Genomic DNA, 24,812 nt, shown 5'->3' with positions numbered 1-24,812 from the left:
AAGGATTGCCCGATCAGTTGTCGAAGCCGACCTTGTCGAGGAGCAGGCTCGCCGCCTTGCGGTTGCGGGCGATCTCGGCGAGCGGCGTCGTGTCGATGGTCAGGGGTCCCAAAGCCGCGAGCAGGGGGTCGACGGGGGCGCCGGCCTTGACCGGGTACTCGTAGTTGCCCTGCGCGTAGAGCCCCTGCGCCTCGTCGGAGACGAGGTATTCGAGGAGCTTGACCGCCTCGTCGCGGTTCGGCGCGGACTTCGCCACCACGGCGCCCGAGACGTTGACGTGGGTGCCGCCGCCGAGGAACGCCGGCATCAGCACGGCGATGCCGTCGCCCCAGGCCTTCTGCTCCGGGCCGCCTTTGCCCGAGCGCATCAGGCCGACATAGTAGGAGTTCGCCAGCCCGATCTTGCAGGTGTCGGCGAGGATGTCGCGGGCCACATCCCGGTCGCCGCCGGCGGGCTTGCGGGCGAGGTTGGCCTTCACGCCCTTGAGCCAGGTCTCCGTCGCTTCGGCCCCGTGCCGGACGAGATAATGGGCGACGAGGGCCGTGTTGTAGGGGTGCTGGCCGGAGCGCAGGCACAGGCCGCCCTTCCAGCTCGGATCGGCGAGGGACTCGTAGGTGAGGCCCTTGGTGTCCTTCAGGTCCTTGGCTGCGTAGGCCACACGCGCGCGCATGGAGAGGGCGAACCAGCGCCCGTCCGCATCCCGCAGGGCCGGCGGGATCGCCGCCTCCAGGGCGGGCGAGCGCACGGGCTGCGCGAGGTCGCGGTCCACGAGTTCGATGAGGTTGCCGATGTCGACGGTCATCAGCACGTCGGCCTTACCGCGCGCGCCTTCGGCCGCCACGCGCTCGGCGAGGCCCTTCTCCACGAACACCGTGTTGACGGTGGTTCCCGTGCGGGCCGTGTAGGCGTCCAGCAACGGCTTGATCAGACCGGGTTCGCGGGTGGTGTAGAGGTTGACCTCCGCCGCCCGCGCCGACCCGAGGGCCGCCCACGCGACGAGACCCGCCACAGCGAACCGCTTGACCGCACCGACCATGATCCCGTCCCTCTCCAGACTATTGCGGGACGAGGTTCAGACGGATCGCGACTCAAAAGGCAAGCACGATGTCTTTGATTTAAAACAGTTAAAAACTAGAGTTCTCCGGTCTCTGCAGGCGCTGTGCTGGAAAAACCCAAGCTCAGGGTTTTAATCCGGGCTCCCTGCAAAAAGAAAAGCCTGTCCCTCGTCGCAGGCCAGCCCCACGGCCTCGCCCGGCCGGCGCCCGTCGGTGCCGGATACCGGAAGGGCCAGCGGATCGGCAAAGCCCTCGGCCTCGACCGTGAGCCAGGCGGCGGCACCGAGGAAGCGCCGGGCGGCGATCCGGCCGGGCACGCCGACTCCCGCCCGCCCGAGATGGATCGCCTCCGGGCGCCAGCAGGCGACGACGGGGCTGCCCTCGGACAGGTCCGGCGCCGGGCAGCGGCCGAAGGGCGTGGCCACGGAGCCGTCGCGGCAGGTACCCGGAACCTCGACGAGGTCCCCGAAGAAGCGCGCGGCGAAGCGCGATGCGGGTCGGCGATAGAGGTCGTCCCCCGTGCCCACCTGGACGATGCGCCCGCCCCGCATCAGGGCGATGCGATCGGCGAACCCCAGGGCTTCTTCCGGATCGTGGGTCACCAGGATCGCCGTGGTGCCGGTCTCGCGCAGGAGGGCGAGGGTATCGGCGCGGACCCGGTCCCGGGTGCGCCGGTCGAGGTTCGAGAACGGTTCGTCGAGGAGCAGGATGCGCGGCCCGGGGGCCAGGGCGCGGGCCAGCGCCACCCGCTGGCTCTCGCCGCCCGACAGGGTGCCGGGATAGCTCGCCGCGCGGTGGGCGAGGCCAACCTGCTCCAGGCGCGCCGTCGCGATGGCGCGGGCCGCCTTGCCGGGCTGGGCGTGGAGGCCGAACCGCACGTTCTCGGCGGCCGTCAGGTGCGGGAACAGGGCGTAGTCCTGGAACATCAACCCGACGCCGCGGGCCTCGGCCGGCACGTCTCCCACATCGGCGCCATCAAGGCGGATCGTGCCCCGCTCGGGCTGCTCCAGCCCGGCGATGGCGCGAAGCAGCGTGCTCTTGCCGCAGCCGGAATCGCCCAGCAGGGCGACGATCTCGCCGGGCCGCACGGCGAGATCGATGCCGTCGAGGGCGCGCACGGCCCCGAAGCGCAGGCCGACATCCCGGAGTTCGAGGCGGGGTGGGATGCCGCGGCCTGGGTCGGACTGGGTCATGGGCATCCTTCGGGCGTCCTCGCGTCGGGGACGAGAAATCGCCCGTTCCGGACGAAGTGCAAGGCCTGCCCGATGACGCGGCCGTTCCACATCATCAGGCCGTGGGTCGTGTGGAGGGTCACGTGGGCGCTCATTCCGGCCACGCGGGTGCGGTGGACGCTCACCCGCCCGTCATTGGGGCGGGGCAGCATCAGCCAGGACTCGACGGGGTAGAGCGTGCGGTCCCCCGCGATGACGCCCAGGGGATAGTCGACGGTCCCGAGGAGCGCCGTCAGGGACGCGTCCCGCCGCGTCGTCAATTCTGCGCCGGCCGGGCCGAAGAAACGCCGGTAGGCGGCCATGCCGTGGAGGCGGTCGGCGACCTCGCTCCCGCCGTTGGGCGGCGCCAGCATCACCACGCGTCCGAGATTGTCCGGACGATGGCGGGTCAGGAGCGCGCGGGCGACGAGGCCGCCCATGGAATGGGTGACGACGTGCAGGCGGGCGACCCGCGCGGCGAAGGCCGCAACGGTCGGGGCGACGCGCGCCGCGAGGTCCACGAGGGCGGCCGTGCGGGCCGGATAGTCGAGGTTGAGCGTCGCATAGCCCTGTGCCTGGAAGGCGCGCTCCATCCGGGCCAGGGACGCGGCCCGGCGTCCGATGCCGTGCAGGAGCAGGACGCCTTCCGGCGCGGCGGTCTCCGGGATCGTCCCTGGCTCTGGATGGCGCATCGGGGTCTCACGGCACGGCGTCGGGCGGCGGATTCGTCGGGTGGTCGGACGATGGAATGGTCGAGGCATGCCAGTCGCGCAATCGCCGGATCATGCTTATATTCCGGGTATGTTCCAGCACAGCCCGCGCCGATGCCCAGCGTCGCCGAGATCCTGATCCCGCTGGCGCTCGACAGCGCCTACAGCTACGCGGTGCCCGCCGGCCTCACCCTGACGGTGGGCGACGTGGTGCAGATTCCCCTCGGCCCCCGCGAGACCGTGGGCGTGGTCTGGGGCGTGCGCCAGAGTCCGTCGGGCTCGAACCTGCGCCCGGTGACGGGCCGTCTCGACGTGCCGCCCCTGTCCGGTCCGTTGCGCGAACTCGTCGACTGGCTCGCCCGCTACACCCTGGCGCCCAAGGGCTCGGCCCTCGCCATGGCCCTGCGTCTGCCGGACGAGGCCGCGCAGAGCGAGACCGTCCGCATCGGCGTGCGCGCCTCCGGCAAGCCGCCCGCCCGCCCGACGGCGGCGCGCTTGAAGGTGCTGGCAGTGGCCGCCGACGGAATCATGCGGGGCAAGAGCGCGCTCGCCAAGGAGGCCGGCGTCTCCCTCAGCGTCGTCGACGGCCTCATCGACGACGGCGCCCTGGAAGCGACGGCCCTCGCGCCCGAGCCCGTGGCTCTGCCGCCCGACCCGGACCACGCCCGGGTGCCCCTGTCGGAGGCGCAAGGTGAGGCCGTGCGCGAGCTGATCGCGATGATGAACCCGGCGTCTCCGCCCGGGGACGAGCACGGGTCCCCACACCTCACCCCAAACCTCTCCTTCCAGGAGAGGGAGCCCGTCCCGACTGTCGAAACGCGCCGCGGACTTACGATGGGTGTGGGCGACGAGACCTTCCGCGCGCCGACCATCCTCCTCGAAGGCGTCACCGGCTCGGGCAAGACCGAGGTGTACTTCGAGGCCGTGGCCGATTGCGTCCGGCGCGGGCGCCAGGCCCTCATCCTGATGCCCGAGATCGCGCTGACGGCGCAGTTCCTCGACCGGTTCGCCGAGCGCTTCGGCGTGCGTCCGGCCACCTGGCATTCGGGCATCGGGGGGAAACGCCGTGAGCGCATCCGCGCCGGGGTGGCGGCCGGCGAGATCGCCGTGGTGGTCGGCGCCCGCTCGGCCCTGTTCCTGCCGTTCGCCAAACTCGGGATCGTCGTCGTCGACGAGGAGCACGAGGCCGCCTACAAGCAGGAGGACGGGGTGCATTACCACGCCCGCGACATGGCGGTGGTGCGCGGGCGCATCGAGAACTGTCCCGTGGTGCTGGCCTCGGCCACGCCCTCCATCGAGACGCGGGTCAACGCCGAGCGCGGGCGCTACCGCCACATCGTCCTGCCCGAACGCTTCGGTGGCCGGCGCCTGCCCGACATCGCCGCCATCGACATGCGCTCCGACAAGCCCGAGCGCGGTAGCTTCATCGCGCCCGCCCTCATCGCCGCTGTGCGCGAGACCGTGGCCGCGGGCGACCAGGCTCTGCTGTTCCTCAACCGCCGGGGCTACGCGCCCCTCACCCTGTGCCGGGCCTGCGGCCACCGCTACCAGTGCCGCAACTGCTCGACCTGGCTGGTGGAGCATCGCTTCCGCAAGGCGCTCGTGTGCCATCAATGCGGCTACGCCGAGCGCCGCCCGGATTCCTGCTCGGAATGCGGCACCTTCGACAACCTCACCCCCTGCGGCCCCGGCGTCGAGCGCATCGCCGAGGAGGTCACGGCCCTGTTTCCCGACAAGCGCATCATCGTCCTGTCGAGCGATTTTCCCGGTGGGGCCGAACGGTTGCGCGCCGAACTCCAGACTGTGGCCGAGGGTGGCTGCGACATCGTCATCGGCACGCAGCTCGTGGCCAAGGGCCACAATTTCCCGCACCTCACCCTGGTGGGCGTACTCGATGCCGATATCGGCCTGACCTCGGGCGACCCGCGCGCGGCCGAGCGCACCTTCCAGCTGCTCCAGCAGGTCACCGGCCGGGCCGGGCGCGGGGAGAAGCCGGGGCGCGCCCTGGTCCAGACCTTCCAGCCGGAGCATCCGGTGATCGCGGCCCTGCTGTCGGGGGATGCGGCGCGGTTCTACGAGGAGGAGATCGCCGCCCGCGAGGCCGCCGGCCTGCCGCCCTTCGGGCGTCTCGCCGCCCTCATCGTCTCGGCCAACGAGCGCGAGGTGGCCGAAGCCCACGGGCAGGCCCTGGCGCGGGCATCCGAACCGCCCGATGGCGTGATGGTGCTGGGACCGGCCGAGGCGCCGCTCGCCCTAATTCGCGGCCGCTATCGCTTCCGCCTACTCGTGAAGACCGAACGGTCCGTCGATCTGCAGAGTTACCTGCGCGACTGGATCGCGCGCGGGCCCAAGGTCCGCGGCAACGTGAAGGTCGCCATCGACGTAGACCCGCAGAGTTTCCTATAACGCGGGTTCGACGTTCTCTCGGGGTCGCCCTCGACCCCTCAAGGAGTACTGCACGTGCTGACCTATACGAAGAAGCCGGATTCGAACGTCGCCGAGATCGTGGTCGACGGCCAGATCACCGATGCGGACATGAACACCGTCATCACCGCCATGCAGGCGGACCTCGACAAGGGCGGCAAGCTCAAGCTTCTCGAGGATATCCGTGAGTTCAAGGGCATGGAGCCGGCGGCGTTCTTCAAAGACCCGCGTTTCGGCCTCGCCATGATGAAGGGCGTCAGCCATGTGGCGCTGGTCACCGACGCGTCTTGGCTGCGCATGATCGCCGACACCTTCGGCAAGGTTTCTCCGGCCACGATCAAGACCTTCGACCGCGCCCATATCGACGAGGCGCGCACCTGGCTCGCCGGCAACTAAAGATCAATCCGCCTGGGCGGTGCGCGTCGTGTGACGCCGCGCCGTCCAGCGGCCGGAGCACAGGGAGGAAACCTTCCAGGTGCCGCCGCCGGAGCTCGCCTGAAGCCGGCCCGAGACCGCACCCGTGGCGGTGCCGTTGGTGACGCTGAGGCCGACGGTCCCGTCCGGTCCGACACGGCCGCTCATGCTGGCGTTCTGCCCCGAGACGAGGCGGACCTGGCCTTCCTGCACCGAGACGGAGTAGCTGTAGCGGCTGTCGCAGACCATGCCGGATTCGGTCACCAGATCCACGGACCACGCACCGTTGAAGTTGCCGGCCTCACGGGCCTGACCGGGCAGCGGCGCGAGGGCGACAAGGCCGGTCCCGAGGGTCAACAGTGCGACGAGTCTGGTCATGCGTCATCCTTTGGCGAAAGGCTCGGCCAGCCCCGGCCGCGGTTGGCGCGGGGGTTCCAAGCAGACGATCAATCGAGAGTGATCGTAGGATACGCACGCAAGCGGCAGGATTATGACGGACTGTGCCGTTTCAAGGTGAGAGACATGTCACACGCGGCCTGAACCCACGATGACTGGCGCGGGACGGCGAGTTACCTTGGCGGTATTTGGGGGGGGGCGAGGGGGCGAGCCGGTTGATGGTTCGGCACTGCCTCACGCCGATGCCGTCGGGGGTACGGTCAGCGGTTGTAATACGCTTGCAGTGCGGCCCGGTCTTTGGTCAGGGGCACCGCCAGAAGAGCGAGCACCCGGGCCTTGTCGGGGGTCAGGTCGTCGGCGAAGACCGCCCCGGCCTTGAGCAGGGTGTTGCCGCCACCCTTGAAGCCGTACACCGGCAGGGCCCGGCCGTTGTAGACCTTGGTCGCTACGATCACCGGCACGCCCTTGGCGATGGCGTACTGGATCGCGTCGTGCATCGCCGCATTCACGTTGCCGAAGCCGTAGGCCTCCACCACGATGGCCTCGGCGCCGCCATCGGCCGATTGACGCACCTGCGTGCCGTCCGCCCCCGCATACATCGACACGAGATCGATGCGCGGCATGCGCTCGGGGATCGCCAAGGTCTGGCGGCGCAGGGACTTGCGCGAAAAGATCACCCTGTCCTCGTCGACGTAGCCGAGGGTGCCGGCATCGCCCGAGTTGAAGGTCTCGACGTTGCTCGTATGGGTCTTGCGCACCTCGCGGGCGGCATTGATGCGGTGGTTGAGGGTCACCGTGACGCCCATGTCGACGGCGTCCGGCGACAGGATCTGCCGGACGGCGTTGAGGAGGTTGCGGCTGCCGTCCGCGTCGGCATCCGAGGCGTTCCGCTGGGCCCCCACCATCACCACCGGCTTGGTGCTGCGCAGGGTGAGGTCGAGGAAGTAGGCGGTCTGGTCGAGGGTGTCGGTGCCGTGCAGGACCACGGCGCCGACGATGTCGGGCCGGGCGAGCAGTTCGTCCACCTTGGCGGACAGGCCGGGCCAGAGCTCCGGGCCCATGTAGTCGCTCGGGACGTTGCTGAACTCGGTCACCTCGATCCGGGCGATCTCGCCGAGTTTCGGCACGGCGCCGACGAGGTCGGCTCCCGACAGGGCCGGCACCGGCGCCCCGGTCGCCGGATCGTTCTTCATCGCGATGGTGCCGCCGGTTGCGACGATGGCGACGAGGGGGCGCTCGGCGGCTGTGGCGGTCATGCTGGCGGTCAAGGTCCAGGCGAGGAGAGCCAGGACGGCGCGACGGAGGAAAGCAGGTTTCGTCATGGCACGCCCGGGCTTCGAGGAAGGGGAGGGGTCAGTCGGTCAGGGGCCGCGCCTCTTCGGGCAGCATGATCGGGATGCCGTCGCGGATCGGGTAGGCGAGCTTGGCCGATCGGCTGATCAGCTCCTGCCGGGCGAAGTCGTAATCCAGCGTGTCCTTGGTCAGGGGACAGACCAGGAGTTCGAGGAGCTTCGGGTCGACGCGGGTCGCCTCGACCGGGCTCTGGGTGTCATCGGCCATGGGCGTTCATCCTCGATGGAAACGGTCACTGAAGGGTGGGCTCGGAGCCCGAGCCCCGCACCAACTCCATTTCGGTCACGGCGATCAAGACCTCGGCGCGTGTCTTGAGGTCGGGCGCTTCCAGCATCGCCTGCTTCTCGCGGGCGCCGAACGGGCTCATCATACAGAGCGCGTTGACCAGCGCCTCGTTGGGCGCCTCCTCGATCCCGGCCCAATCGACCTTGAGGTCGTTGACCTCGACGAAATCCTTGAGAGCCTTGAGGACGCCCTCGCGGTCCACCGCGTCCTCACCGGCACGGGGTTCGAAATCGGCGGCAAAATCGTCGTAGGACACCTGACAGCGGCGGTAGCGGGAGGCCACGGCCATCTCGCTCTCCACCCGGAACCGGGCGATGCCCGTGAGCGAGATGAGGTAGCGCCCGTCGCCCGTTTCGGCGAACTGGGTGATGCGTCCGGCGCAGCCGACCCGGAACAGCTTCGGCGTCATCGGCGATGTCCCGCTCTCGATGTCGGGCTGAATCATGCCGATGATCCGGTCCGTGCGCAGGGCGTCGTCCACCATCGCGAGGTAGCGCGGCTCGAAGATGTTGAGCGGCATCTGCCCGCGGGGCAGCAACAAGGCGCCTGGCAGGGGAAACACCGGGATCACCCCGGGGCAGTCGCCCGGTCCCTTATAGCCCGCATGCGTGCTCATCGCGTCGCCCCGTCGGTTCGTTGCCTTACGCGAAAATCCGGCCTCACGCGAAACCTTGGCTCGATGCCGAGTGTCGGCCTCACGCGAAGACCAGGGTCGACAATCGGCGCCGGCCCCGGATCGAGGCCTTGTCCATCAGGCCCCAGGCCTCGAAGAAGGTGAGCAGCTGCTTGCGCGCCGCGCCCTCGTTCCAGGTCCGGTCCCGCCGCTCGATCTCGATGAGCTGATCCACGGCCTCGTCGCGCTTGTTGAGGCCGTTGAGGCCGAGCGCGAGGTCGAACCGGGCTTGATGATCGTTGGGGTCGGCGTCGATGCGGCTCTGGAAGGCGCCGAGATCGCCGAGTTCGGCGGCCTTCTCGGCGAGTTCCACGGCCGCCCGAACCCCCACCAGCGCCGGGTCGGTCGCCTTGTCGGCCGGCGCCAGGGCGAGGACTTCCTTCGCCTTGTCGATGGCGCCGAGGTCGAGCTGGAGCTTGGCCAGGGCCGCGATGGCGGTGACGTTGCCGGGGTCCTCGGTGAGGACGGCGGCATAGAGCTGGGCGGCGCCGGCGGTGTCCCCGACACCCAGCATCGCGTCGGCCTCGGCCAGGGCCTCCTCGATGGGGGAGGGGCCTGCCGGGCCGGCCAGGCGCTCGATGAACTCCTTGATTTGGGCCTCGGGCACGGCGCCCATGAAGCCGTCCACCGGCTGGCCCTTGTCGAAGGCGATGACGGCGGGGATCGACTGGATGCCGAGCTGGCCGGCGATGGAGGGGTGCTCGTCGATGTTCATCTTGACGAGCTTCACGGCCCCAGCCGAGGCCTGGACCACCTTCTCCAGCACGGGGGCGAGCTGCTTGCAGGGGCCGCACCAGGGCGCCCAGAAATCCACCAGCACGGGCTGCTGCATGGATTCGGCGACGACGTCCTGGCGGAAGCTCGCCGTGGTCACGTCCTTGGTCGGTTCGCCCGCCTGGGGCGCGTCGTTCAGCATCGGTTCCTCGAAACGTCGTCTGGGATGTTCGGTCGTGAGCCGGGTCTGTCCATCCGGACGCCCGTCCGTCAAGAGATGGTCGCGCGCGGGTGCCGGAACCAGTCCCGAGCGCGTCCTACTGTGCCGGGGCGCCGGGGGGCGCTTTGGTGTCGGTGACGAAGGTGCCCGCGTAGGCGCCCTTGGCGGCGTTGGCCTCGCAGGTGATCGCGGTCTTGCCCGGCGTCGGCATGCTGAACGAACAGGCGCCCACCGCCACGAGGGGCCCCTGGACCACACCGTCCTTCGTCGTCTCGCTCGGGATCACGAGGTTGATGGGCTGGAGGGGATCGGTCTCTTCCGTGCGCTCCTGCTGGGCACCGTTGCCGCTGAAGCTGAGGGCGCGTCCCTCGGCCGCGAAGTCGAAGCTCGTGCGGCTGCGCGAGACCGTGTTCATCAGCGTGCCCTTGCACGTCGAGGTCAGGTCCTGCCCGGCGATCACGAGTTTCTCGCAGCGGCCTTCGAGCTTGACCGCCGTCTGCGCCAGGGCGGGGCCGGCGAGCAGGACGGGTGCGAGGACGAGGGCGAGTCGGAAGATCGGAAAGTGCGTCATGGGGCAGATGTATGGTGGCGTCCCGATCTGTCGAGGGGCGATGGGTCGAGAGGACCTCGCCACCACGAACGGTCCGTCAGGCGGCCTGCGGTGCCGCTTGCCCCGGCGGTGCCTCCTTCTGGAAGGCACGGATGTCGAAGGCATCGTCCGGCACGCGGGTGAGGAAGCGCTCTGCCATCTCGAACAGCAGCAGGTCCGGTCGCACGGATTCGACGTAGCCCCAGTCGAGGCTCGACGACCACACGAAATGCACCTCGCGAAACGTCTCGGCGAGGAGGCCCGTCAGCATGATCGGCGCGAAATGGGCGTAGGAATCGCCGAACAGCACCACCGTGCGCGGGTCCGCGCCGGGGGTGTCGTTGCGATAGATCACGTGGGCGCCGACATGCAGATCGGGGGCGCGTCCCGCCGCCTCGTAGGCCTCCACCAGGGGACTGGCGTAGTGGCGCCGCGCGTCGCGGTCGATGACCCCGTGGCTCGCCGTCTCCTCGGGCAGGCCCGGAAGCTTGTCGCCGAGATCGCGCACCCGGGTCGTCTCGAAGCGCGGCCGGTCGAAAAGATCGGGCGGCGGCACCGCACCGCAGGCGCGCAGCAGGGTGCGATAGGCGAAGAGGCAGCCGTCGTAGTTCCAGTGGGTGTCCGTGCGGTAGTAGAGTGGCACAGGGCCATCGCGGGCCGCCCGCATCGGCCCGAGCAGATCGACGAACGCCGCGTCGTTTCGCAGCCGCTCGGCCAAGCGCCGGGCCGGCGAGCGCTTCGGATCGAACCCGAGCCCGTCCGTGCGGTCGTCGTAGACGGACAGCTTCTCCGGCACGAGGGTGTGGACGTAGCGGATACCGAGGGAGCGCGCCCGGGCGGCGCGCGCTTCGATGAGCTTCGCCCAGGCGCGCAGGCGCCACCAGCGCGACGGGGTCGCGCGGTACTGCGCGAGCACGCCGTTGCTGCCCCCGATCAGGAAGAGCCAGCCGTCCCGGCCCACATGAACGATCTCCCGGTGTTTTCGCCGCATGCGCGGTCCTTAGACGCCGAAGGGGCCGCTGAACAGGGAGGCCCTGGACCCGGGGCTAGGCCTGCGCCATCTGCCGTTTCCATGACGCGAACCCCCGCCACGTCCGATCCCCTGATCCTGACCCTGGAGATGGATGCGCAGACCTTCGCGCATTTCGACGGCCTGCGCCGACGGCATTTCCCCGCCGCCCTCAACCACATCCCGGCCCACGTCACCCTGTTCCATCACCTGCCCGGGCTCGACGAGGCGGGCATCACCGAGACGGTGGCGGCCCTCGCCCGGACGCAGGCGCCGCCGGAGGTGGCCGTGACGGGACTGCGCTTCCTCGGGCGCGGGGTCGCCTATGGGCTCGATGCGCCCGGCCTCTCCGCGTTCCGGGGACGCCTCGCCCATGAGTTCGCGTCCGTCCTCACCGCCCAGGATGCCCAGGGCTGGCGCCCGCACGTGACCATCCAGAACAAGGTGACTGCCGGTGTCGCCCGCGCGCTGCTGGCCGAGCGCGAGGCCGCCTTCGCGCCCTTCACCTTCACGGCGCCGGGCCTCGTGCTATGGCGCTATCTCGGCGGTCCGTGGGAACGCCGCGCCGCCTTCGCGTTTGGAGAGAACCGGTGAGCCAGCACAGGACGACGGCGCGATGAAATCCCTCACGGCCTTCGGGCGCATCGACCCGTTGATCGGCCGGGCCAACGCCCTGCGGCTGGCGCTGCGCCTCAACGAGGTCGGGGCCGTCGTGGCGCTCCTGGCCGTGAGCCTGCTCGGCTACGGTTTCTTCGCCCTGGCGAGCGAGGTCGGCGAGGGCTCCACCGCGGCCCTCGACCGCAAGATCCTGCTGTCCCTGCGCAATCCGGCTGATCTCTCCGACCCCATCGGGCCGCGCTGGCTCGAGGAGACCATGCGGGACATCACGGGACTGGGCAGCATCTTCACCATCGTGTTCGTCACGGTGGCGGCCGTGGCCTACCTCGCCATGACCGGGCGGCGCCGGATCGCCGTCTTCGTGGTCGCCGCCATCGGCGGGGGCGAGCTCGCCTCCACGGTGCTGAAGCTGTTCTACCACCGGCCCCGGCCGGACCTCGTGCCCCACGGCATGGAGGTGTTCACCGCGAGTTTTCCGAGCGGCCACGCGATGATGTCGGCCATCGCCTACCTCACCCTCGCGGCCCTCGTCGCCCGGGTCGATCGCCAGCGCGGCGTCAAGGTGCTGGTGATGCTGGTCGGCGTGTCCATGACCCTGCTCGTCGGCTTCAGCCGGGTCTATCTCGGCGTCCACTGGCCGAGCGACGTGCTCGCCGGCTGGTGCGTCGGCGCGGCCTGGGCAGCCCTGTGCTGGTTCATCGCCCTGCAACTCCAGCGCCGCGGCGAGGTCGAGGCTCCGGGCACGGCGTCGGCACCCCGTTAACGCTGCGGACGGAACGGCGACGAGGGCACGCATCAATTGTGGCGCGGTTGTGGTTGTATGGTCGCGCAACCCATGGAGATCCGCTTGACCGAACCCCGAGAACGCCGACGGGACCCGCGCCAGCGAAGCCTCCTCGGTGCCAGCCTTCAGGTCGGCCCCGGTGAATCGATTACCACCTGCCTCGTGCGCAACGTCGGTCCGGAGGGAGCGAAGCTCATCGTGAGCGCGGCCGTGCCGGTGCCCGCCACCTTCCCGGTCACCATCGACGTCCGGCGCGAGACCCGGACGGCGCATCTCGTCTGGCGCGAGGGCGACGCCATGGGGATCAGCTTCGCGCCCGAGAAGTCCGCCGGCGTCACGGTTCCCCTTGATCTGGTGCGGGAGCTGCGTGCGGTCCGGGCGGAGAATTCCGGCTTGCGGGGACGCCTCGCCGCCGCCGGCCTGGACGACTGACCGCCGAAACATCCACACGCAGGAACACGCGCTGCCGCATGGCGTTCCCGGACAGTCATCGACCTGTCCGAGGCTTTCAGCGGCGTGAATTCATGAGCGAAGACTTTCCCGTTTCCCGACGAAACCTTCTGCGCGCCGGCGGCCTGACGGTCACGGGCGCGGCCCTCGGCCTCGGCACCGGGGCTGCGCAAGGGCTGCCCGGTCCATCCGTGCCAGCCGATACGGGCGCGGTGCAGGGCGGCAAGGTGATGTTTCCGAACTGGCGCGGCGCCGGCGATCGGGTGCCGCCACCGCCGCCCGCGCCCCTCCCCCCGGCTCAGCGGGTGGGCTTCGCCGTGGTCGGCCTCGGGCGCCTCAGCCTAGAGGAAATCCTGCCGGCCTTCGGGGAGACGAAACGCGCGCGCCTCGCGGCCGTGATGTCGGGCACGCCAGCCAAGGCCCGCCTCGTCGCCGAACAGTACGGCGTACCGGCCGATGCGGTCTACGGCTACGACGGGTGGGAGCGCCTGGCGCAGAACCCGAACGTGAGGGCCGTCTACATCGTCACGCCCAACGGCCTGCACCGCGATCACGTCGTGGCCGCCGCGAAGGCGGGCAAGCACGTGCTGTGCGAGAAGCCGATGGCGAATTCCTCGGCCGAGGCACGCGAGATGATCGAGGCCTGCGCCAAGGCCAACCTCAAGCTCATGATCGCCTATCGCTGCCAGTACGAGCCCTACAACCGTGAGGTGACGCGCCTCGCCCGCTCCGGCGAGTTCGGCAAGCCGCGCCTGATCCAGGCCTTCAACGGGCAGACCACGGGACTGCCCGAGCAGTGGCGCCTGCGCAAAGCCCTGGCGGGTGGGGGGGCCTTGCCGGATATCGGTCTCTACTGCCTCAACGGCGTGCGGGCGCTGACCGGCGAGGAGCCGGTCTCGGTGGAGGCGAGCGTCTATTCCCCACCGGGCGATCCGAAGTTCGCCGAGGTGGAGGAGACCGTCTCGTTCACCTTGCGGTTTCCCTCCGGCCTCATCGCCCAATGCATGACCGGCTACGGCATCCACGAGTCGCGCCGGCTCCAGCTCCATACGGAACGGGCCGACATCGACCTGCGCAACGCCTTCGCGTATCGCGGCCAGCACCTCGTGGTGTCGCACCCGGACGGCGCCGTGGAATCGCAGGATTCGCGGATGCTGACGGCGAAGAACCAGTTCGCCCTCGAGATCGACCACATGGCCCGGTGCATCCTCGAGGACCGGCGCCCGCGTACCCCCGGCGAGGAGGGCCTGCAGGACCACGTCCTCATGGAGGCGATCTACGAAGCTGCGCGATCGGGTCGTCCCGTCACCGTCGGGCCTCCCCCGGGAAGCGCTGGCGGCCTCGATGTCACGCGTGGCCCGGAACTCGACGACGCCGGCTGAGGAGCCCTCCGGATCGTCATGAAAGCAGGGTAGGGTCGGTTTCGAACACCGACCCGAAAGATCGCCCATCTCCCGCCTTCGCCTCGCCCTCTGCCTGCTCGGTCTCGCGAGCCTTCGCGGCGCCCAGGCACAGAGCCCGGCCGAGGAGCTGGCGCGAATCGCGGCCGAACCCATCGCCATCGGGTCGTCCCGGGGGGCCGGCGGCGATCCGCAGACCTCGGTCGCGCAGTCGGTCACCTCGTCCCGGCCCTCGGCGAACCTCGACACGTCCATCGAGGATCAGCTCGGTCCCTCCGGCGATCCGTTCGGCCTGCGGGCCTTCCTCAAGACCCGCGGCATCACCTACAGCCTGACCTACATCGGCGAAGGCCTGGGCAATGCGACCGGGGGATTGCGGCGGCGCGCGATCCTCGAAGGCCTCCTCGACCTCGAGATCGATGTCGATCTCGGGCCCCTCGTCGGCTGGCAGGGGGCGCTCCTGCACACCAACCTGTTCCAGATCCACGGTGCGGGCCTGTCGCGCGGCACCCTCGACAACATCATCACGGTCAGCGGCATCGAGGCCCTGCCGTCCTCGCGCGTCTACGAACTCTCCCTCGAGCAGAAGCTGTTCGACGACCGGTTCTCGCTGCGGTTCGGGCAACTCGCCGCCGACACGGAATTCGCCGTGACCCAGACCGGCACCGTGTTCGTCAATTCCACCTTCGGCTGGCCCAACAACATGGCCGTGGTGATCCCGAGCGGCGGCCCGATCTATCCCCTGGCGGTCCCGGGCGTCCGGGCGAAAGTCGTGCCCAACGCGAATTTCTCGCTGCAGGTCGGCGTGTTCGACGGCGATCCGGCCGGTCCCGCCCGCTCCGGCGCCGATCCCGACCCGCAGCGGCGCAACCGCACCGGCACCAACTTTCGCACCAACGACCCCGCCCTCGTCATCGCCGAGGCCGCCTACGCCTACAACATCGAACCCGGCAGCACCGGCGAGGCCGGAACCGTGACGCTCGGCGGCTGGCACCATTTCGGGCGCTTCGACAGCCTGCGCTTCGACGGGAACCGCGTTCCCCTGGCCTCACCCGACAGCACCGGCATCGCCCGCCGGTTCCGGGGCGACAGCGGCCTCTACGGCATCATCGACCAGACGATCTACCGGGAACCCGACGACCCCAACGACGGCGCCAGCGTGTTCGTTCGCGTGGCCGGCGGGCCCTCGGACCGAAACCTCATCGACCTCTATGTCGATGCCGGCATCGCCTACAAGGGATTGGTGCCGGGACGCTCCGACGACACCGTCGGCATCGCCTTCGCGCTCTCACGGGTGTCGCGCACGGCACGGGCCTTCGACACCGATACGATCCTGGCCACCGGTGCCCCGGGTCCGCGCCGCAGCAGCGAGGCGGTGCTGGAGGCGACCTATCAGGCGGTCCTCGGCCCCGGCGTGACCGTGCAGCCGGATGTGCAGTACATCTTCCGGCCGAGCGGCGGCATCGCCAACCCGCGCGATCCCGATGCCGGGCGCATCCGCAACGCTGCGGTGTTCGGCCTGCGGACGACGATCCGATATTAGGGGTATCGGTCCTGAAGGGGGCGCCGGTTTTCGGAGCGAACCCGATGGCCGGTCGGATTTCCCGTTCGTCCGCGCCCGCGACGGATCAGTTGGGCCTGCGTTCCGCCTCGACCTTCTTGGCCAAGGCCCGCCCCACCTCGTACAGGGCCTCGCGCAGGCCCGGGAGGGCCGCCTTCGCGCCGTCGTTCTCGATGAGCGCGTTGGCGATGAGGAGATGGTCGGCGATGGTTTCGAGGTGGTCGCTCGTCGTGGTCATCGGGTGCGGCGGCGGGGGCACGAAACGGCCTATGTTGCCGAACGCCGCCGGTGTCTCCGCCCCGTCCAACGACAATTCAGTCATCGACCCGAGGTAGCCCAGAAACGTGCGGCCCGGCGGGCCGAACGAGGGAACACCGCCGGCGCCGATCCAGCGTACGCCACCATCCGTGGAGCGCAGGCGGAACTGGATGCAGAACTCGGACGCCGTCTCGACCGCCTGCACCAGGACCCGCCTGACGATCGGACGGTCATGGTCGTGGAGGCACGACAGCCAGCCCTCGTTCAGGGCGGCGGCGATGGGCTGGCCCGTGAGTTTGGTCCATTCCGGGCTGACATGGCTCAATGCGCCAACCGGATCAATCGCGAAGATCACTGAGCGGCTCCTGCCTCAATTCAGCATCATCGCGGATGTATCGCGTATGCGATCGCGGGCCTGCGGCCCGCGCGGTTATGTCTTTTGATAGATGGCGTCGTCCATCACAATGGTTCCATGGTGCGACTTATGGTCGAGAAACAGCGCCGGGCGGATCGGGACGAGAGAATTCGTGCGCGCGTCGGGCAGATCGCCGACGCACTCAACGTCCCGACGGAGTATTTCTACGCGGATACCACGGCACAGAGCAGTGCCGCGGAGGCGAACGAATGCTTGCGGTTGTGGTTTCAGATCGAAACGCCGGAGCGCCGCCGCCGGGCCCTCGCCCTCCTGCGCGCCCTGGCGGAGGGCGAAGAGCCGTAGGGATGTCCGTGCAATGGTTGCGGCGTCATCCTTGGAGACGGCTCAGCCGCAGGCCCTGGGTCGTACCTACTCGGCCGCCGGGGTGTTGAGCGCCAGCAGGCGGGCCGTGCGGGTGCGGGCCGCCGTCCGCGCGGCGTCCGGCTCGCGCCCTTCCAGGGTACGTCGCGCATCGTTGACCGCGGCATGGACGGCGTCGATGGCGAGGATCAGGGCGCTGATCGTCCGGGTGTCGATGTTGCGGGCCCGGGCGTGCTGGACCACGTCGGCCACCAGGCTGTCGGTCTCGAGCACGAGACCGTCGAGGTCTTCCCGCGTGCGCGCCGACCGCACCTCGCGCAGGAGATCGAGGAGCCGATCCAGCACCACATCGATGCGCTCGCGCTGCTCACGGGCGAGGCGCTGACCGAGCCAGGCGATACCCGAGCCGATGGTGCCGCCGAAGAAGGCGAGGAGGTAGATGTAATCCTCGTAGCGCTCGAACAGGGTCTGCTGCTCGCGCTCGAAATAGTCCACCGCGCCCGGATGGTTCGGCAGGCGCGCGCTGGTGGCGGCGACGCTCGAATCGAAATCCGGGGCCTTCATCAGCTTGGCGATGGGGGCTTGCGGGGCGAGCTTCGAGCGCCACTCGAACAGGTGCTGGGTGACGGAGGCGACGGTGATGCGGCTGATGCTACCCCGAGCCATCAACCGGTAGGACGCCCCGACGGTCTTCACGTCCTCCTCCGGGCGCTTCGGACGCCCGCCGAAGGTGCCGGCCGGGATCGTCACGGATTGCAGTTCGGGCATCCGTTGGATGATGGCCTCGCCGTCGGGCACCGAGACGAACGTCACCTGCTTGTCCGCCGCGGCCGCCTCGACCGCCCGTACGGTGGAGATGGCGGCCTTCGACGCTGGGGCGGCGATCACCGCGACGGCGTCGACGCGACCCTCCTGCAGGGCGCTCGTCACGTCCGCCGGCTTCAACGGCACCAGGGCGACGCGGGCGGGGCCCATGACCCTGTCCGGTCCGGCGTCGCCGATCGGCTCCGCGGTGAAGTCGTAGAAGCCGAGCAGATTGGTCACGAACGGCACGTCGGCCTGATGCCGTTCGACAATGCCGAGGCGCTTGCGCGACAAATCGGGAAAGCTCTCGATGGCCGCCGCCGCGGGGGCGACGATGAGCAGCGCCTCGTCGTGCAGGATCGCCAGGGTCAGGCCATTCTCGGGCAGCAGTACGTCCGGGCGCACCACTGCGAGGTCGGCCTCGCTGCGCTGGAGGGCTTCGGCGGAATCGCGCACGTCGTCATAGGGGATGACCTTGAGGCGGACATCCTCGTGGCCACGGGCCAGCGCACGGGCGTAGGTCTGGAGCAGGTTCGCCTCGGCACCGTCACGCGGACCGACGGCCACGGTGAGCGTCGTCGGACGCGACAGGTACACCACCGCTCCGGCCAGGGCCGCGAGGCCGAGGGCCAGCACGACGAGGAGCCATTCGCGTCTCAGGAGGAATGCCGGCATAGCATGCTCGAGCCCTCGTCCATCCTTGCGATCCGGGTCGGATCCTTATTGGGAGTCTGAACCGGAAACCTGTCCGAAGCGTAAAGAACCGATGAATGCCTCAAACGTTGCAAATCCCAAGCCGGGGAGGGGCAACCCCTTCCCTGGGAAGCGAGCCTTTTTTGAGAGCAGGCCCTTTTTGAGAGCAAACCTTCCATGACAAGCCTTCCATGAAAGGAACGTCGCCTTTCGACAGGTCGAGCCGGGACACGCCGGCGGTCGTCAAGCCGACCCGGCCCGTGAGCGCGGCCTATCTGGAACGGGCCGCCCTGCATTACCTCGAGCGCTACAGCGCTTCGGTGGCGATGCTGCGGCGGACTCTCCAGCGGCGGGTGGACAAGCGCTGCCGTCTGCGCGACGAGGACCCCTCCGTCCACGCCGAGACCATCGACGCCGTGGTCGCCCGGGCCGTCAGCGCCGGCCTCGTCGACGATGCTCGCTTCACCGCCGGCCGGATGGCGGCCCTGCGCCGACGCGGCACTTCGGCCCGAGCCCTCTCGGCCAAGCTCGCCGCCAAGGGGGTGCCGCGCGGCCTCGTCGACGAGGCCATGGCGGCGGAGCGCGACGAGGCCGAAGCCGAGGGGACCGACACCGAGGAGGCCGCCGCCAACGCCTATGCCAAGCGCCGGCGGCTCGGACCCTGGCGCCGGCCCGGCACCCGCGAGGCCCACCGCGACCGCGATCTCGCCGCCATGGCCCGGGCGGGCTTCCCCTACGGACTCGCTCGCCGCATCGTCGAGGCGGAGCTGGAGCCGGACGCGGATTCCTGAGGCTGCGACGATCCGGCAGCGCACACGATCGTGTTTCGTCGAAGAAAAAATTGAACGAACCGCGAACGGAGCGCATCTCTCTTCCATGGACGAAGCCCTCGCGAAGAAGCTGCGCATCCTCGCCGATGCCGCCAAGTACGACGCCTCGTGCTCCTCTTCCGGGGCGCCCAAGCGCACGGCCGGCAAGGGTGAGCTCGGTTCGACCACGGGGGCGGGCATCTGCCACGCCTACACGCCGGACGGGCGCTGCATCTCGCTCCTGAAAATCCTGCTGACGAACTACTGCCTGTTCGACTGCGCCTATTGCGTCAACCGGCGCTCGTCCAACGTCGCCCGGGCGAAATTCACCGTCGAGGAGGTCGTGACCCTCACGGTGGAGTTCTACAAGCGCAACTACATCGAGGGCCTGTTCCTCTCGTCCGGCATCATCAAGTCGCCCGACCACACCATGGAATTGCTGACCCGGGTGGCGAAGTCGCTCCGGCGCGACCACGGCTTTCGCGGCTACATCCACCTGAAATCGATCCCGGAAGCGAGTCCCTGGCTGATCGAGGAAGCGGGCCTCTACGCCGACCGGCTTTCCATCAACGTCGAACTCCCGACCGAGGTGAGCCTGGAGCGGCTGGCGCCGGAGAAGAACGGTCTGGTCATCCAAAACGCCATTCAGCAGATCGGCGAGCGGATCGTCGAGGCGAAGGCCGAAAAGCGCCGGTTCTCGCCGGCCGGACAATCGACACAGGTCATCGTCGGCGCCGACGCCACCACCGACGAGGCGCTGATGCGCAAGAGCGCGCATCTGTACGGGTCGTTCAACCTGAAGCGGGTCTATTACTCGGCCTTCAGCCCGATTCCGGATGGCTCGACCATCCTGCCGTTGAAGTCGCCCCCGCTCCAGCGCGAGCACAGGCTCTACCAGGGCGATTGGCTGCTGCGGTATTACGGCTTCACCCCCGACGACGTCGCCGATGCCACCGAGGACGGCATGTTCGCCCTCGACGTCGACCCGAAACTCGCCTGGGCCCTCAAGCACCGCGCGCACTTCCCCCTCGACGTGAACCGGGCCGATCGGGAATGGCTCTTGCGGGTGCCGGGTCTCGGGGCGCGCGCCGTGGACAAGATCATTCGGGCACGGCGCCACACGCGCCTGCGCCTGGAGGACGTCGCCCGCCTCACCTCCGGCCTCAAGCGCGCCCGGCCGTTCCTCATCACGGAGGATTATCGCCCAAGCGGTGGGCTCACCGATCGCCTCGATTTGCGCGCGCGGCTCGCGGACCCGCCGAAGCAGTTGAGCCTGTTCTGACGATGGATCCGGGCGACCTGTTCGGGGCCGGCCCACGGGCGGTGTCCCTCGCGGCCGGCGCGGATGTCACGGGATTCCGCAATGCCGTCCGGCGCCTCGTCGCCGGCGATGTCCCACCCGAACGCGTGGTCTGGTCCGTCGGGGAGGCGCCCGGCCTGTTCGGGGCAACGGACGAATCGGGCGAGACGCCGCCGCTGGCCCTGCCGCGCGGGGTCGCCGACCTCGTGACCCGGGTGGTGCCGCATCGCGACCCCGAGCGGTACGCCCTGCTCTACACCCTCGTCTGGCGTGTCCTCCACGGCGAGCGCCGCCTGCTCGAAGTGTCGAGCGACCCTCTGGTTCATCGCCTGGAGCGCATGGCCAAGGCCATCGCCCGCGACCTGCACAAGATGCACGCCTTCCTGCGCTTCCGCCTTGTGGAGGGTGAGGGGCCGGAGCGCTTCGTCGCCTGGTTCGAGCCCGATCACCATATCCTGCAGGCCGCAGCCCCGTTCTTCGTCGGCCGCTTCCGCAGTCTGCACTGGACGATTCTCACCCCCGAGGGGTCTGCCCTGTGGGACACCGCCGCGCTCACCTTCGGCCCACCGGGACGGCGGGAAGACGCGCCGACAAGCGACGGGTTCGAAGCGGGCTGGCGCGATTATTATGAGAGCACCTTCAATCCCGCCCGCACGAATCTCGCCGCCATGCGGGCGGAGATGCCGAAGAAGTACTGGCGCAACATGCCGGAGACCGCCGCGATTCCGGGCCTCGTCCGGGCGGCGGCGTCGCGCACGGATTCGATGATCGAGCGCGCGCCTCAGAAGCCGATCAAGCGCGATCCCGTCCGGGCGGTGGCCGCCATGGCGGATCAGGCTCCGGAATCCCTCGACGCCCTGAACGCCATCATCCGGCGCTCCGAGCCCCTGGTGCCGGGGGCGACCCAAGCGGTTCTGGGCGAAGGACGGGTGGGCGCGGCCATCGCCTTCGTGGGCGAGCAGCCCGGCGATCACGAGGACCGACAGGGGCGCCCCTTCGTCGGACCCGCGGGCCAGCTCCTGTCGAAGGCCATGGCGGAAGCCGGCCTCGTGCGTGGGGACGCCTACCTCACCAATGCGGTCAAGCACTTCAAGTTCGAGGAGCGTGGAAAGCGGCGCATCCACCAGAACCCCACCGCCGGCGAGGTCAGCCACTACCGCTGGTGGCTGGAACGCGAACTCGACTTCGTCGCGCCCCGCCTCGTCGTCGCCCTCGGCGCCACCGCCGTCCTGGCGCTCGCCGGTCGGGCGATCCCCGTCACCCGGGCGCGGGGCCCGGCGGAATTCGGCAAGGGCTACGCCGGGTTCATCACCGTCCACCCGTCCTACCTGCTGCGCCTGCCTGACGGGGCGAAGGACGAGGCCTATGCGGCCTTCGTCCAGGATCTGCGCCGCGTCGGCGAACTCGCGACGCGGCTGGCGGCCTGACGGGTCTTCAACGCCGTCGCGTCAATCCGAACAACGCGAACCCCGCGAGCGCCGCGAGGCCGAGGGCGAGACCCCGGTTGCCGCTGACCGCCGTCGCCACGGAATCGCCGGCGCGGCGCAGGTCGTCGGCGAGCGGCGAACCCGTGAGGATGCGCTCCGCCCGAGCCTTGTTCTCGGGCCGCGTGTTGATGGCGACGGAGAAGTCGTCGTCGTGGCGGATGATGTCGATGCTGTTGCGGGCGAACCCTGCCCGCGCGAGACGGTCGCGCGCCGAACGAGCCTGGTTCAGGGAAGGAAAGGCAACCGAGGCGAGCACGCTGTCCGACATGAAATCTCCATCTCCGCTTGGGTTTGAGCCAAACACGGCGGCGCGAGGGGGAGTTCCGTTTCGCCGCCTTAAGGCCTCCGCAACCCGGGGCGCTTAGGCCCGCGTCGACCCCCCCAGGACGGCCCTGACAGGAGATGCCCGCTTGCGCGATCCCTTCGTTCCCGACGCGCTGGCCGAGCGCCTGCGGGCCAAGCGCCGCAACACCCGGCCGGTGGAAGCGCTCACCTGCGAGCCGGCCAAACCCGTCTTCGCCGAGCTGCTGGACGGGCGCGGCCACGGCACCGGGCAGTTCGTGCGCCTGTCGCAGGGCATGGTCGAGCGCATCACCCGGGTGGTGCGCGGCACCGATTAGCCGGTCCTCGCGCGCGCCCGGTGTTCCGCATCCGTGCGAACCGCCGTAGAGACCCGGCGATGGAGCTCAGACCCTACCAGCGCGCCAGCCTCGACGCCCTCTACGCGTCCTGGCGCACCGAGACCGGCGACGGCCTGATCGTCCTGCCCACGGGCGCCGGCAAGGCCTTCGTTATCGCGGCCCTGGTGCGGGAAACGATTGCCCGCGAGGCCGGCGCGCGGATCGCCGTCGTCACCCACACCCGCGAGCTCATCGCTCAGAACCACCGCGAACTCCTCGCGTACTGGCCCGAGGCCCCGGCCGGGATCTACTCGGCGGGGCTCGGCCGGCGCGAGACGGCGACGCAGATCCTGTTCTGCGGCATCCAGTCGGTCTGGAACCAGACCGATTCCATCGGCGCCTTCGACCTCGTGGTGGTGGACGAGGCCCACCTGATTCCGCGTGCCGCCGAGACCCGCTACGGCCGCTTCCTCGCCGCCCTGCGGGCCGCCCGGCCCGAACTGCGCGTCGTCGGCCTCACCGCCACGCCCTACCGCCTCGACAGCGGCCGCCTCGACGAGGGCGCGGGCCGCCTGTTCGAGCGCATCGTCTACGAGGCCAATGTCGGCGACCTCATTCACCAAGGCTACCTGTCGCCCCTGATCTGCAAGGCCACCGCCACAGCGCTCGATGTCTCCGGCGTGGGCAAGCGTGGCGGCGACTACATCCCGAGCGCCCTGGAGGCTGCGGTGAACCAGGACTGGATCACCCGCGCGGCCGTGGAGGAGATGGCCGGCTACGGCCGGGACAGGAAGGCCTGGCTCGCCTTCTGCGCCGGTGTGGCCCATGCCGAGGCCGTGCGCGACGCCGTGCGGGCGCAAGGGGTCTCCTGCGAGATGGTGACGGGCGAGACGGCCAAGCGCGAGCGCGACCGGATCGTGCGCGACTTCCGCGCGGGCCGCGTGCGCTGCCTGACCTCCGTCGGCGTGCTTTCGACGGGCTTCAACGTGCCGCGCGTCGACCTCATCGCCCTCCTGCGCCCGACCCAGAGCACCGGGCTCTACGTCCAGCAGGTCGGCCGGGCGCTGCGCACCGCGCCGGGCAAGACCGATGCCTTGATCCTCGACTATGCCGGGCTGGTGCGGATGCACGGCCCCGTCGACATCGTCACCGCCCGCAGCGCCGCGCTGATCAAGGGCCGCGAAGGGGAGGTGCGGGCGAAAGCCTGCCCGGGCTGCGGCGCGCTGATCCCCCTCAACGCCAGCACCTGCGAGGGCTGCTGGGTCGAGCCAGAGGACGAGGCCGACGACGGGCCGAGCCACGAGGCGGCGGCCGAGGACGAGCACCCGATCCTATCGCGGGCCGTGCCGGTGTGGCGCGGCATCCGGGGCTGGCAGCTTGCCCGCCACATCGCGTCGGGCAGCCTCGACGTGGTGTTCCGCACGGAGGACGGGCTGACCCACCGGGTCCGGATCGGCCTCGAACAGACCGGCTATCCCCGCGAGAAGGCGGTGCAGTGGTGGCGCCAGTTCGGCGGCGGCCGCGATGTCCCCATGAGCGTCTCCGAAGCCCTCGACCGGGCCGACGACCTCACCCGCCCCGCCGCGATTCTCATTCGCACCAACGGCCGCCTGTCCGAGAGCGTGAGCTACCGCTTCGCCGATGGGCGCACCTTCGTCGATACGCGGCGCCTCGACGGAGCCAGCGCCTGATTGCCCGGGGTCGGCGATTTCGCGGAACACGCATGGCCCCGCCACGGTTGCACCGTTCGGCTCCCCGGGGAGTCTCAGCGAGGACCACCATGCGAGATCCGTCGGCGAAAGGTGTCGGCGCCCTGTTGAGTGACAGTGTGCGCCATGCGGCCGACCTCGTCGGCGGCGAGTTCGAGCTCCTGCGCCGGGAGACCGACGGCAACATCCGGGCGATCCTGGGCCTCATCGCCACGTTCGGCACGGCGTCGCTCCTCGTGCTCGCCGCCCTGATGCTCTTCGTCGTCTTCCTGGTGAAGGCGGCCGGCGCCCTGCTCGGCTCGGAGGTCGCCGGGGCCCTCGTCGTCGGGGGGCCCTTCGCCCTCGCCACCGTCGTCCTGACCGTGCTGGGAATCAGGCGCATGTCCCGCGACAACCTCGCGCCGCGCCGGTTCGAACGGCAGGTCGTCCGCGACGCCCGCATGGCGACGCGCCCGCGCGGCTGACACGCGCGCTGGGTACGTGAGCGCTCGCCTTGAATCACGGCGCCGGGGGCGGTACCGCTCCCGGCC

The 24,812-nt window shown here is 69.9% G+C and carries 27 protein-coding genes; 14 read left to right on the top strand and 13 right to left on the bottom strand.

Annotated elements, in window-relative coordinates; translation table 11 throughout:
• Positions 1 to 13: 13 nt before the first annotated feature.
• The 3 genes from ASF25_RS18815 to ASF25_RS18805 form a co-directional block, all read right to left on the bottom strand.
• Positions 14 to 1,036 (bottom strand): extracellular solute-binding protein, encoded by a 1,023-nt coding sequence (locus tag ASF25_RS18815; RefSeq protein WP_056306443.1) that lies wholly within the window; start codon positions 1,034 to 1,036, stop codon positions 14 to 16.
• 150 nt (positions 1,037 to 1,186) lie between these two features.
• Complete coding sequence (locus ASF25_RS18810) at positions 1,187 to 2,248, bottom strand: ABC transporter ATP-binding protein (protein WP_056306442.1); 1,062 nt, start codon at positions 2,246 to 2,248, stop codon at positions 1,187 to 1,189.
• Entirely contained in the window at positions 2,245 to 2,958 is a 714-nt protein-coding gene (locus tag ASF25_RS18805) for an alpha/beta fold hydrolase (RefSeq protein ID WP_056306441.1), read from the bottom strand. The genes ASF25_RS18810 and ASF25_RS18805 overlap by 4 nt, the downstream gene beginning before the upstream one ends.
• A 132-nt stretch (positions 2,959 to 3,090) precedes the next feature.
• Between ASF25_RS18805 and ASF25_RS18800 the strand changes: the two genes are divergently transcribed.
• Together ASF25_RS18800 and ASF25_RS18795 are read left to right on the top strand one after the other, a co-directional pair.
• Positions 3,091 to 5,382: a primosomal protein N' gene (locus ASF25_RS18800; protein WP_056306440.1), complete on the top strand. Its 2,292-nt coding sequence runs from the start codon at positions 3,091 to 3,093 to the stop codon at positions 5,380 to 5,382.
• 54 nt (positions 5,383 to 5,436) lie between these two features.
• Positions 5,437 to 5,796: an STAS/SEC14 domain-containing protein gene (locus tag ASF25_RS18795; RefSeq protein ID WP_056166902.1), complete on the top strand. Its 360-nt coding sequence runs from the start codon at positions 5,437 to 5,439 to the stop codon at positions 5,794 to 5,796.
• A gap of 3 nt (positions 5,797 to 5,799) precedes the next feature.
• Here the strand turns inward: ASF25_RS18795 and ASF25_RS18790 are convergent, their stop codons facing one another.
• From ASF25_RS18790 to ASF25_RS18760, 7 genes are all read right to left on the bottom strand, one after another.
• Entirely contained in the window at positions 5,800 to 6,192 is a 393-nt protein-coding gene (locus ASF25_RS18790) for a hypothetical protein (protein ID WP_056165932.1), read from the bottom strand.
• Between the two features lie 278 nt (positions 6,193 to 6,470).
• Entirely contained in the window at positions 6,471 to 7,466 is a 996-nt protein-coding gene (locus ASF25_RS18785) for an asparaginase (RefSeq protein WP_156369084.1), read from the bottom strand.
• Between the two features lie 97 nt (positions 7,467 to 7,563).
• A complete protein-coding gene (locus tag ASF25_RS18780; RefSeq protein ID WP_056165938.1) occupies positions 7,564 to 7,770 on the bottom strand; it encodes a Trm112 family protein in 207 nt (68 codons plus the stop codon).
• Between the two features lie 25 nt (positions 7,771 to 7,795).
• Complete coding sequence (locus ASF25_RS18775; RefSeq protein WP_056306439.1) at positions 7,796 to 8,464, bottom strand: LON peptidase substrate-binding domain-containing protein; 669 nt, start codon at positions 8,462 to 8,464, stop codon at positions 7,796 to 7,798.
• Positions 8,465 to 8,543: 79 nt separating this feature from the next.
• Entirely contained in the window at positions 8,544 to 9,437 is an 894-nt protein-coding gene (gene trxA, locus ASF25_RS18770; RefSeq protein WP_056306438.1) for a thioredoxin, read from the bottom strand.
• A 115-nt stretch (positions 9,438 to 9,552) separates the two neighbouring features.
• Positions 9,553 to 10,026, bottom strand: coding sequence for a hypothetical protein (locus ASF25_RS18765; protein ID WP_056306437.1), 474 nt, complete (start codon positions 10,024 to 10,026; stop codon positions 9,553 to 9,555).
• A 76-nt stretch (positions 10,027 to 10,102) separates the two neighbouring features.
• Positions 10,103 to 11,035 carry a hypothetical protein gene (locus tag ASF25_RS18760; protein WP_056165948.1) on the bottom strand — a complete coding sequence of 311 codons (933 nt, stop codon included), beginning with the start codon at positions 11,033 to 11,035 and terminating at the stop codon, positions 10,103 to 10,105.
• 81 nt (positions 11,036 to 11,116) lie between these two features.
• Between ASF25_RS18760 and ASF25_RS18755 the strand changes: the two genes are divergently transcribed.
• From ASF25_RS18755 to ASF25_RS18735, 5 genes are all read left to right on the top strand, one after another.
• A complete protein-coding gene (locus ASF25_RS18755) occupies positions 11,117 to 11,647 on the top strand; it encodes a 2'-5' RNA ligase family protein (protein WP_056306436.1) in 531 nt (176 codons plus the stop codon).
• Positions 11,648 to 11,669: 22 nt separating this feature from the next.
• Positions 11,670 to 12,434, top strand: coding sequence for a phosphatase PAP2 family protein (locus ASF25_RS18750; protein ID WP_056165954.1), 765 nt, complete (start codon positions 11,670 to 11,672; stop codon positions 12,432 to 12,434).
• Positions 12,435 to 12,518: 84 nt separating this feature from the next.
• Positions 12,519 to 12,887, top strand: coding sequence for a hypothetical protein (locus ASF25_RS18745; protein ID WP_156369072.1), 369 nt, complete (start codon positions 12,519 to 12,521; stop codon positions 12,885 to 12,887).
• Positions 12,888 to 12,979: 92 nt separating this feature from the next.
• Positions 12,980 to 14,287: a Gfo/Idh/MocA family oxidoreductase gene (locus tag ASF25_RS18740; protein ID WP_056306434.1), complete on the top strand. Its 1,308-nt coding sequence runs from the start codon at positions 12,980 to 12,982 to the stop codon at positions 14,285 to 14,287.
• Positions 14,288 to 14,435: 148 nt separating this feature from the next.
• A complete protein-coding gene (locus ASF25_RS18735) occupies positions 14,436 to 15,848 on the top strand; it encodes a carbohydrate porin (protein WP_244473111.1) in 1,413 nt (470 codons plus the stop codon).
• Between the two features lie 85 nt (positions 15,849 to 15,933).
• Here the strand turns inward: ASF25_RS18735 and ASF25_RS18730 are convergent, their stop codons facing one another.
• Entirely contained in the window at positions 15,934 to 16,479 is a 546-nt protein-coding gene (locus tag ASF25_RS18730) for a PAS domain-containing protein (RefSeq protein WP_056306432.1), read from the bottom strand.
• 117 nt (positions 16,480 to 16,596) lie between these two features.
• Between ASF25_RS18730 and ASF25_RS18725 the strand changes: the two genes are divergently transcribed.
• Positions 16,597 to 16,842: a hypothetical protein gene (locus tag ASF25_RS18725; RefSeq protein ID WP_056306431.1), complete on the top strand. Its 246-nt coding sequence runs from the start codon at positions 16,597 to 16,599 to the stop codon at positions 16,840 to 16,842.
• Between the two features lie 66 nt (positions 16,843 to 16,908).
• Here the strand turns inward: ASF25_RS18725 and ASF25_RS18720 are convergent, their stop codons facing one another.
• Positions 16,909 to 18,339 carry a TAXI family TRAP transporter solute-binding subunit gene (locus ASF25_RS18720; RefSeq protein ID WP_056265018.1) on the bottom strand — a complete coding sequence of 477 codons (1,431 nt, stop codon included), beginning with the start codon at positions 18,337 to 18,339 and terminating at the stop codon, positions 16,909 to 16,911.
• 278 nt (positions 18,340 to 18,617) lie between these two features.
• Between ASF25_RS18720 and ASF25_RS18715 the strand changes: the two genes are divergently transcribed.
• The 3 genes from ASF25_RS18715 to ASF25_RS18705 all read left to right on the top strand — a co-directional run bounded on the left by ASF25_RS18715 (position 18,618) and on the right by ASF25_RS18705 (position 21,893).
• Entirely contained in the window at positions 18,618 to 19,148 is a 531-nt protein-coding gene (locus tag ASF25_RS18715) for a RecX family transcriptional regulator (RefSeq protein ID WP_056265241.1), read from the top strand.
• A gap of 85 nt (positions 19,149 to 19,233) precedes the next feature.
• Positions 19,234 to 20,448, top strand: coding sequence for a putative DNA modification/repair radical SAM protein (locus tag ASF25_RS18710; RefSeq protein WP_056265020.1), 1,215 nt, complete (start codon positions 19,234 to 19,236; stop codon positions 20,446 to 20,448).
• Between the two features lie 2 nt (positions 20,449 to 20,450).
• Positions 20,451 to 21,893, top strand: a complete 1,443-nt coding sequence (locus ASF25_RS18705) for a UdgX family uracil-DNA binding protein (RefSeq protein WP_056306430.1) — start codon at positions 20,451 to 20,453, stop codon at positions 21,891 to 21,893.
• A gap of 7 nt (positions 21,894 to 21,900) precedes the next feature.
• On the opposite strand, the gene ASF25_RS18700 is transcribed toward ASF25_RS18705, so the two are convergent.
• Positions 21,901 to 22,221 carry a hypothetical protein gene (locus ASF25_RS18700; protein WP_056306429.1) on the bottom strand — a complete coding sequence of 107 codons (321 nt, stop codon included), beginning with the start codon at positions 22,219 to 22,221 and terminating at the stop codon, positions 21,901 to 21,903.
• Positions 22,222 to 22,363: 142 nt separating this feature from the next.
• Here ASF25_RS18700 and ASF25_RS18695 point away from each other — a divergent pair, with 142 nt between their 5' ends.
• The 3 genes from ASF25_RS18695 (at position 22,364) to ASF25_RS18685 (ending at position 24,746) form a co-directional block, all read left to right on the top strand.
• Complete coding sequence (locus tag ASF25_RS18695) at positions 22,364 to 22,573, top strand: hypothetical protein (RefSeq protein ID WP_056165982.1); 210 nt, start codon at positions 22,364 to 22,366, stop codon at positions 22,571 to 22,573.
• A gap of 59 nt (positions 22,574 to 22,632) precedes the next feature.
• Positions 22,633 to 24,264, top strand: a complete 1,632-nt coding sequence (locus tag ASF25_RS18690) for a DEAD/DEAH box helicase (protein ID WP_056306428.1) — start codon at positions 22,633 to 22,635, stop codon at positions 24,262 to 24,264.
• Positions 24,265 to 24,353: 89 nt separating this feature from the next.
• The gene (locus ASF25_RS18685; RefSeq protein ID WP_162239281.1) at positions 24,354 to 24,746 is read left to right on the top strand and encodes a phage holin family protein; all 393 of its coding nucleotides are present in this window, start codon (positions 24,354 to 24,356) and stop codon (positions 24,744 to 24,746) included.
• Positions 24,747 to 24,812: the final 66 nt, after the last annotated feature.

Origin of the sequence: Methylobacterium sp. Leaf100 (assembly GCF_001422845.1) — a bacterium.
Classification (GTDB): Bacteria; Pseudomonadota; Alphaproteobacteria; order Rhizobiales; family Beijerinckiaceae; genus Methylobacterium.
This window is presented reverse-complemented; position numbering and strand designations above follow the sequence as displayed.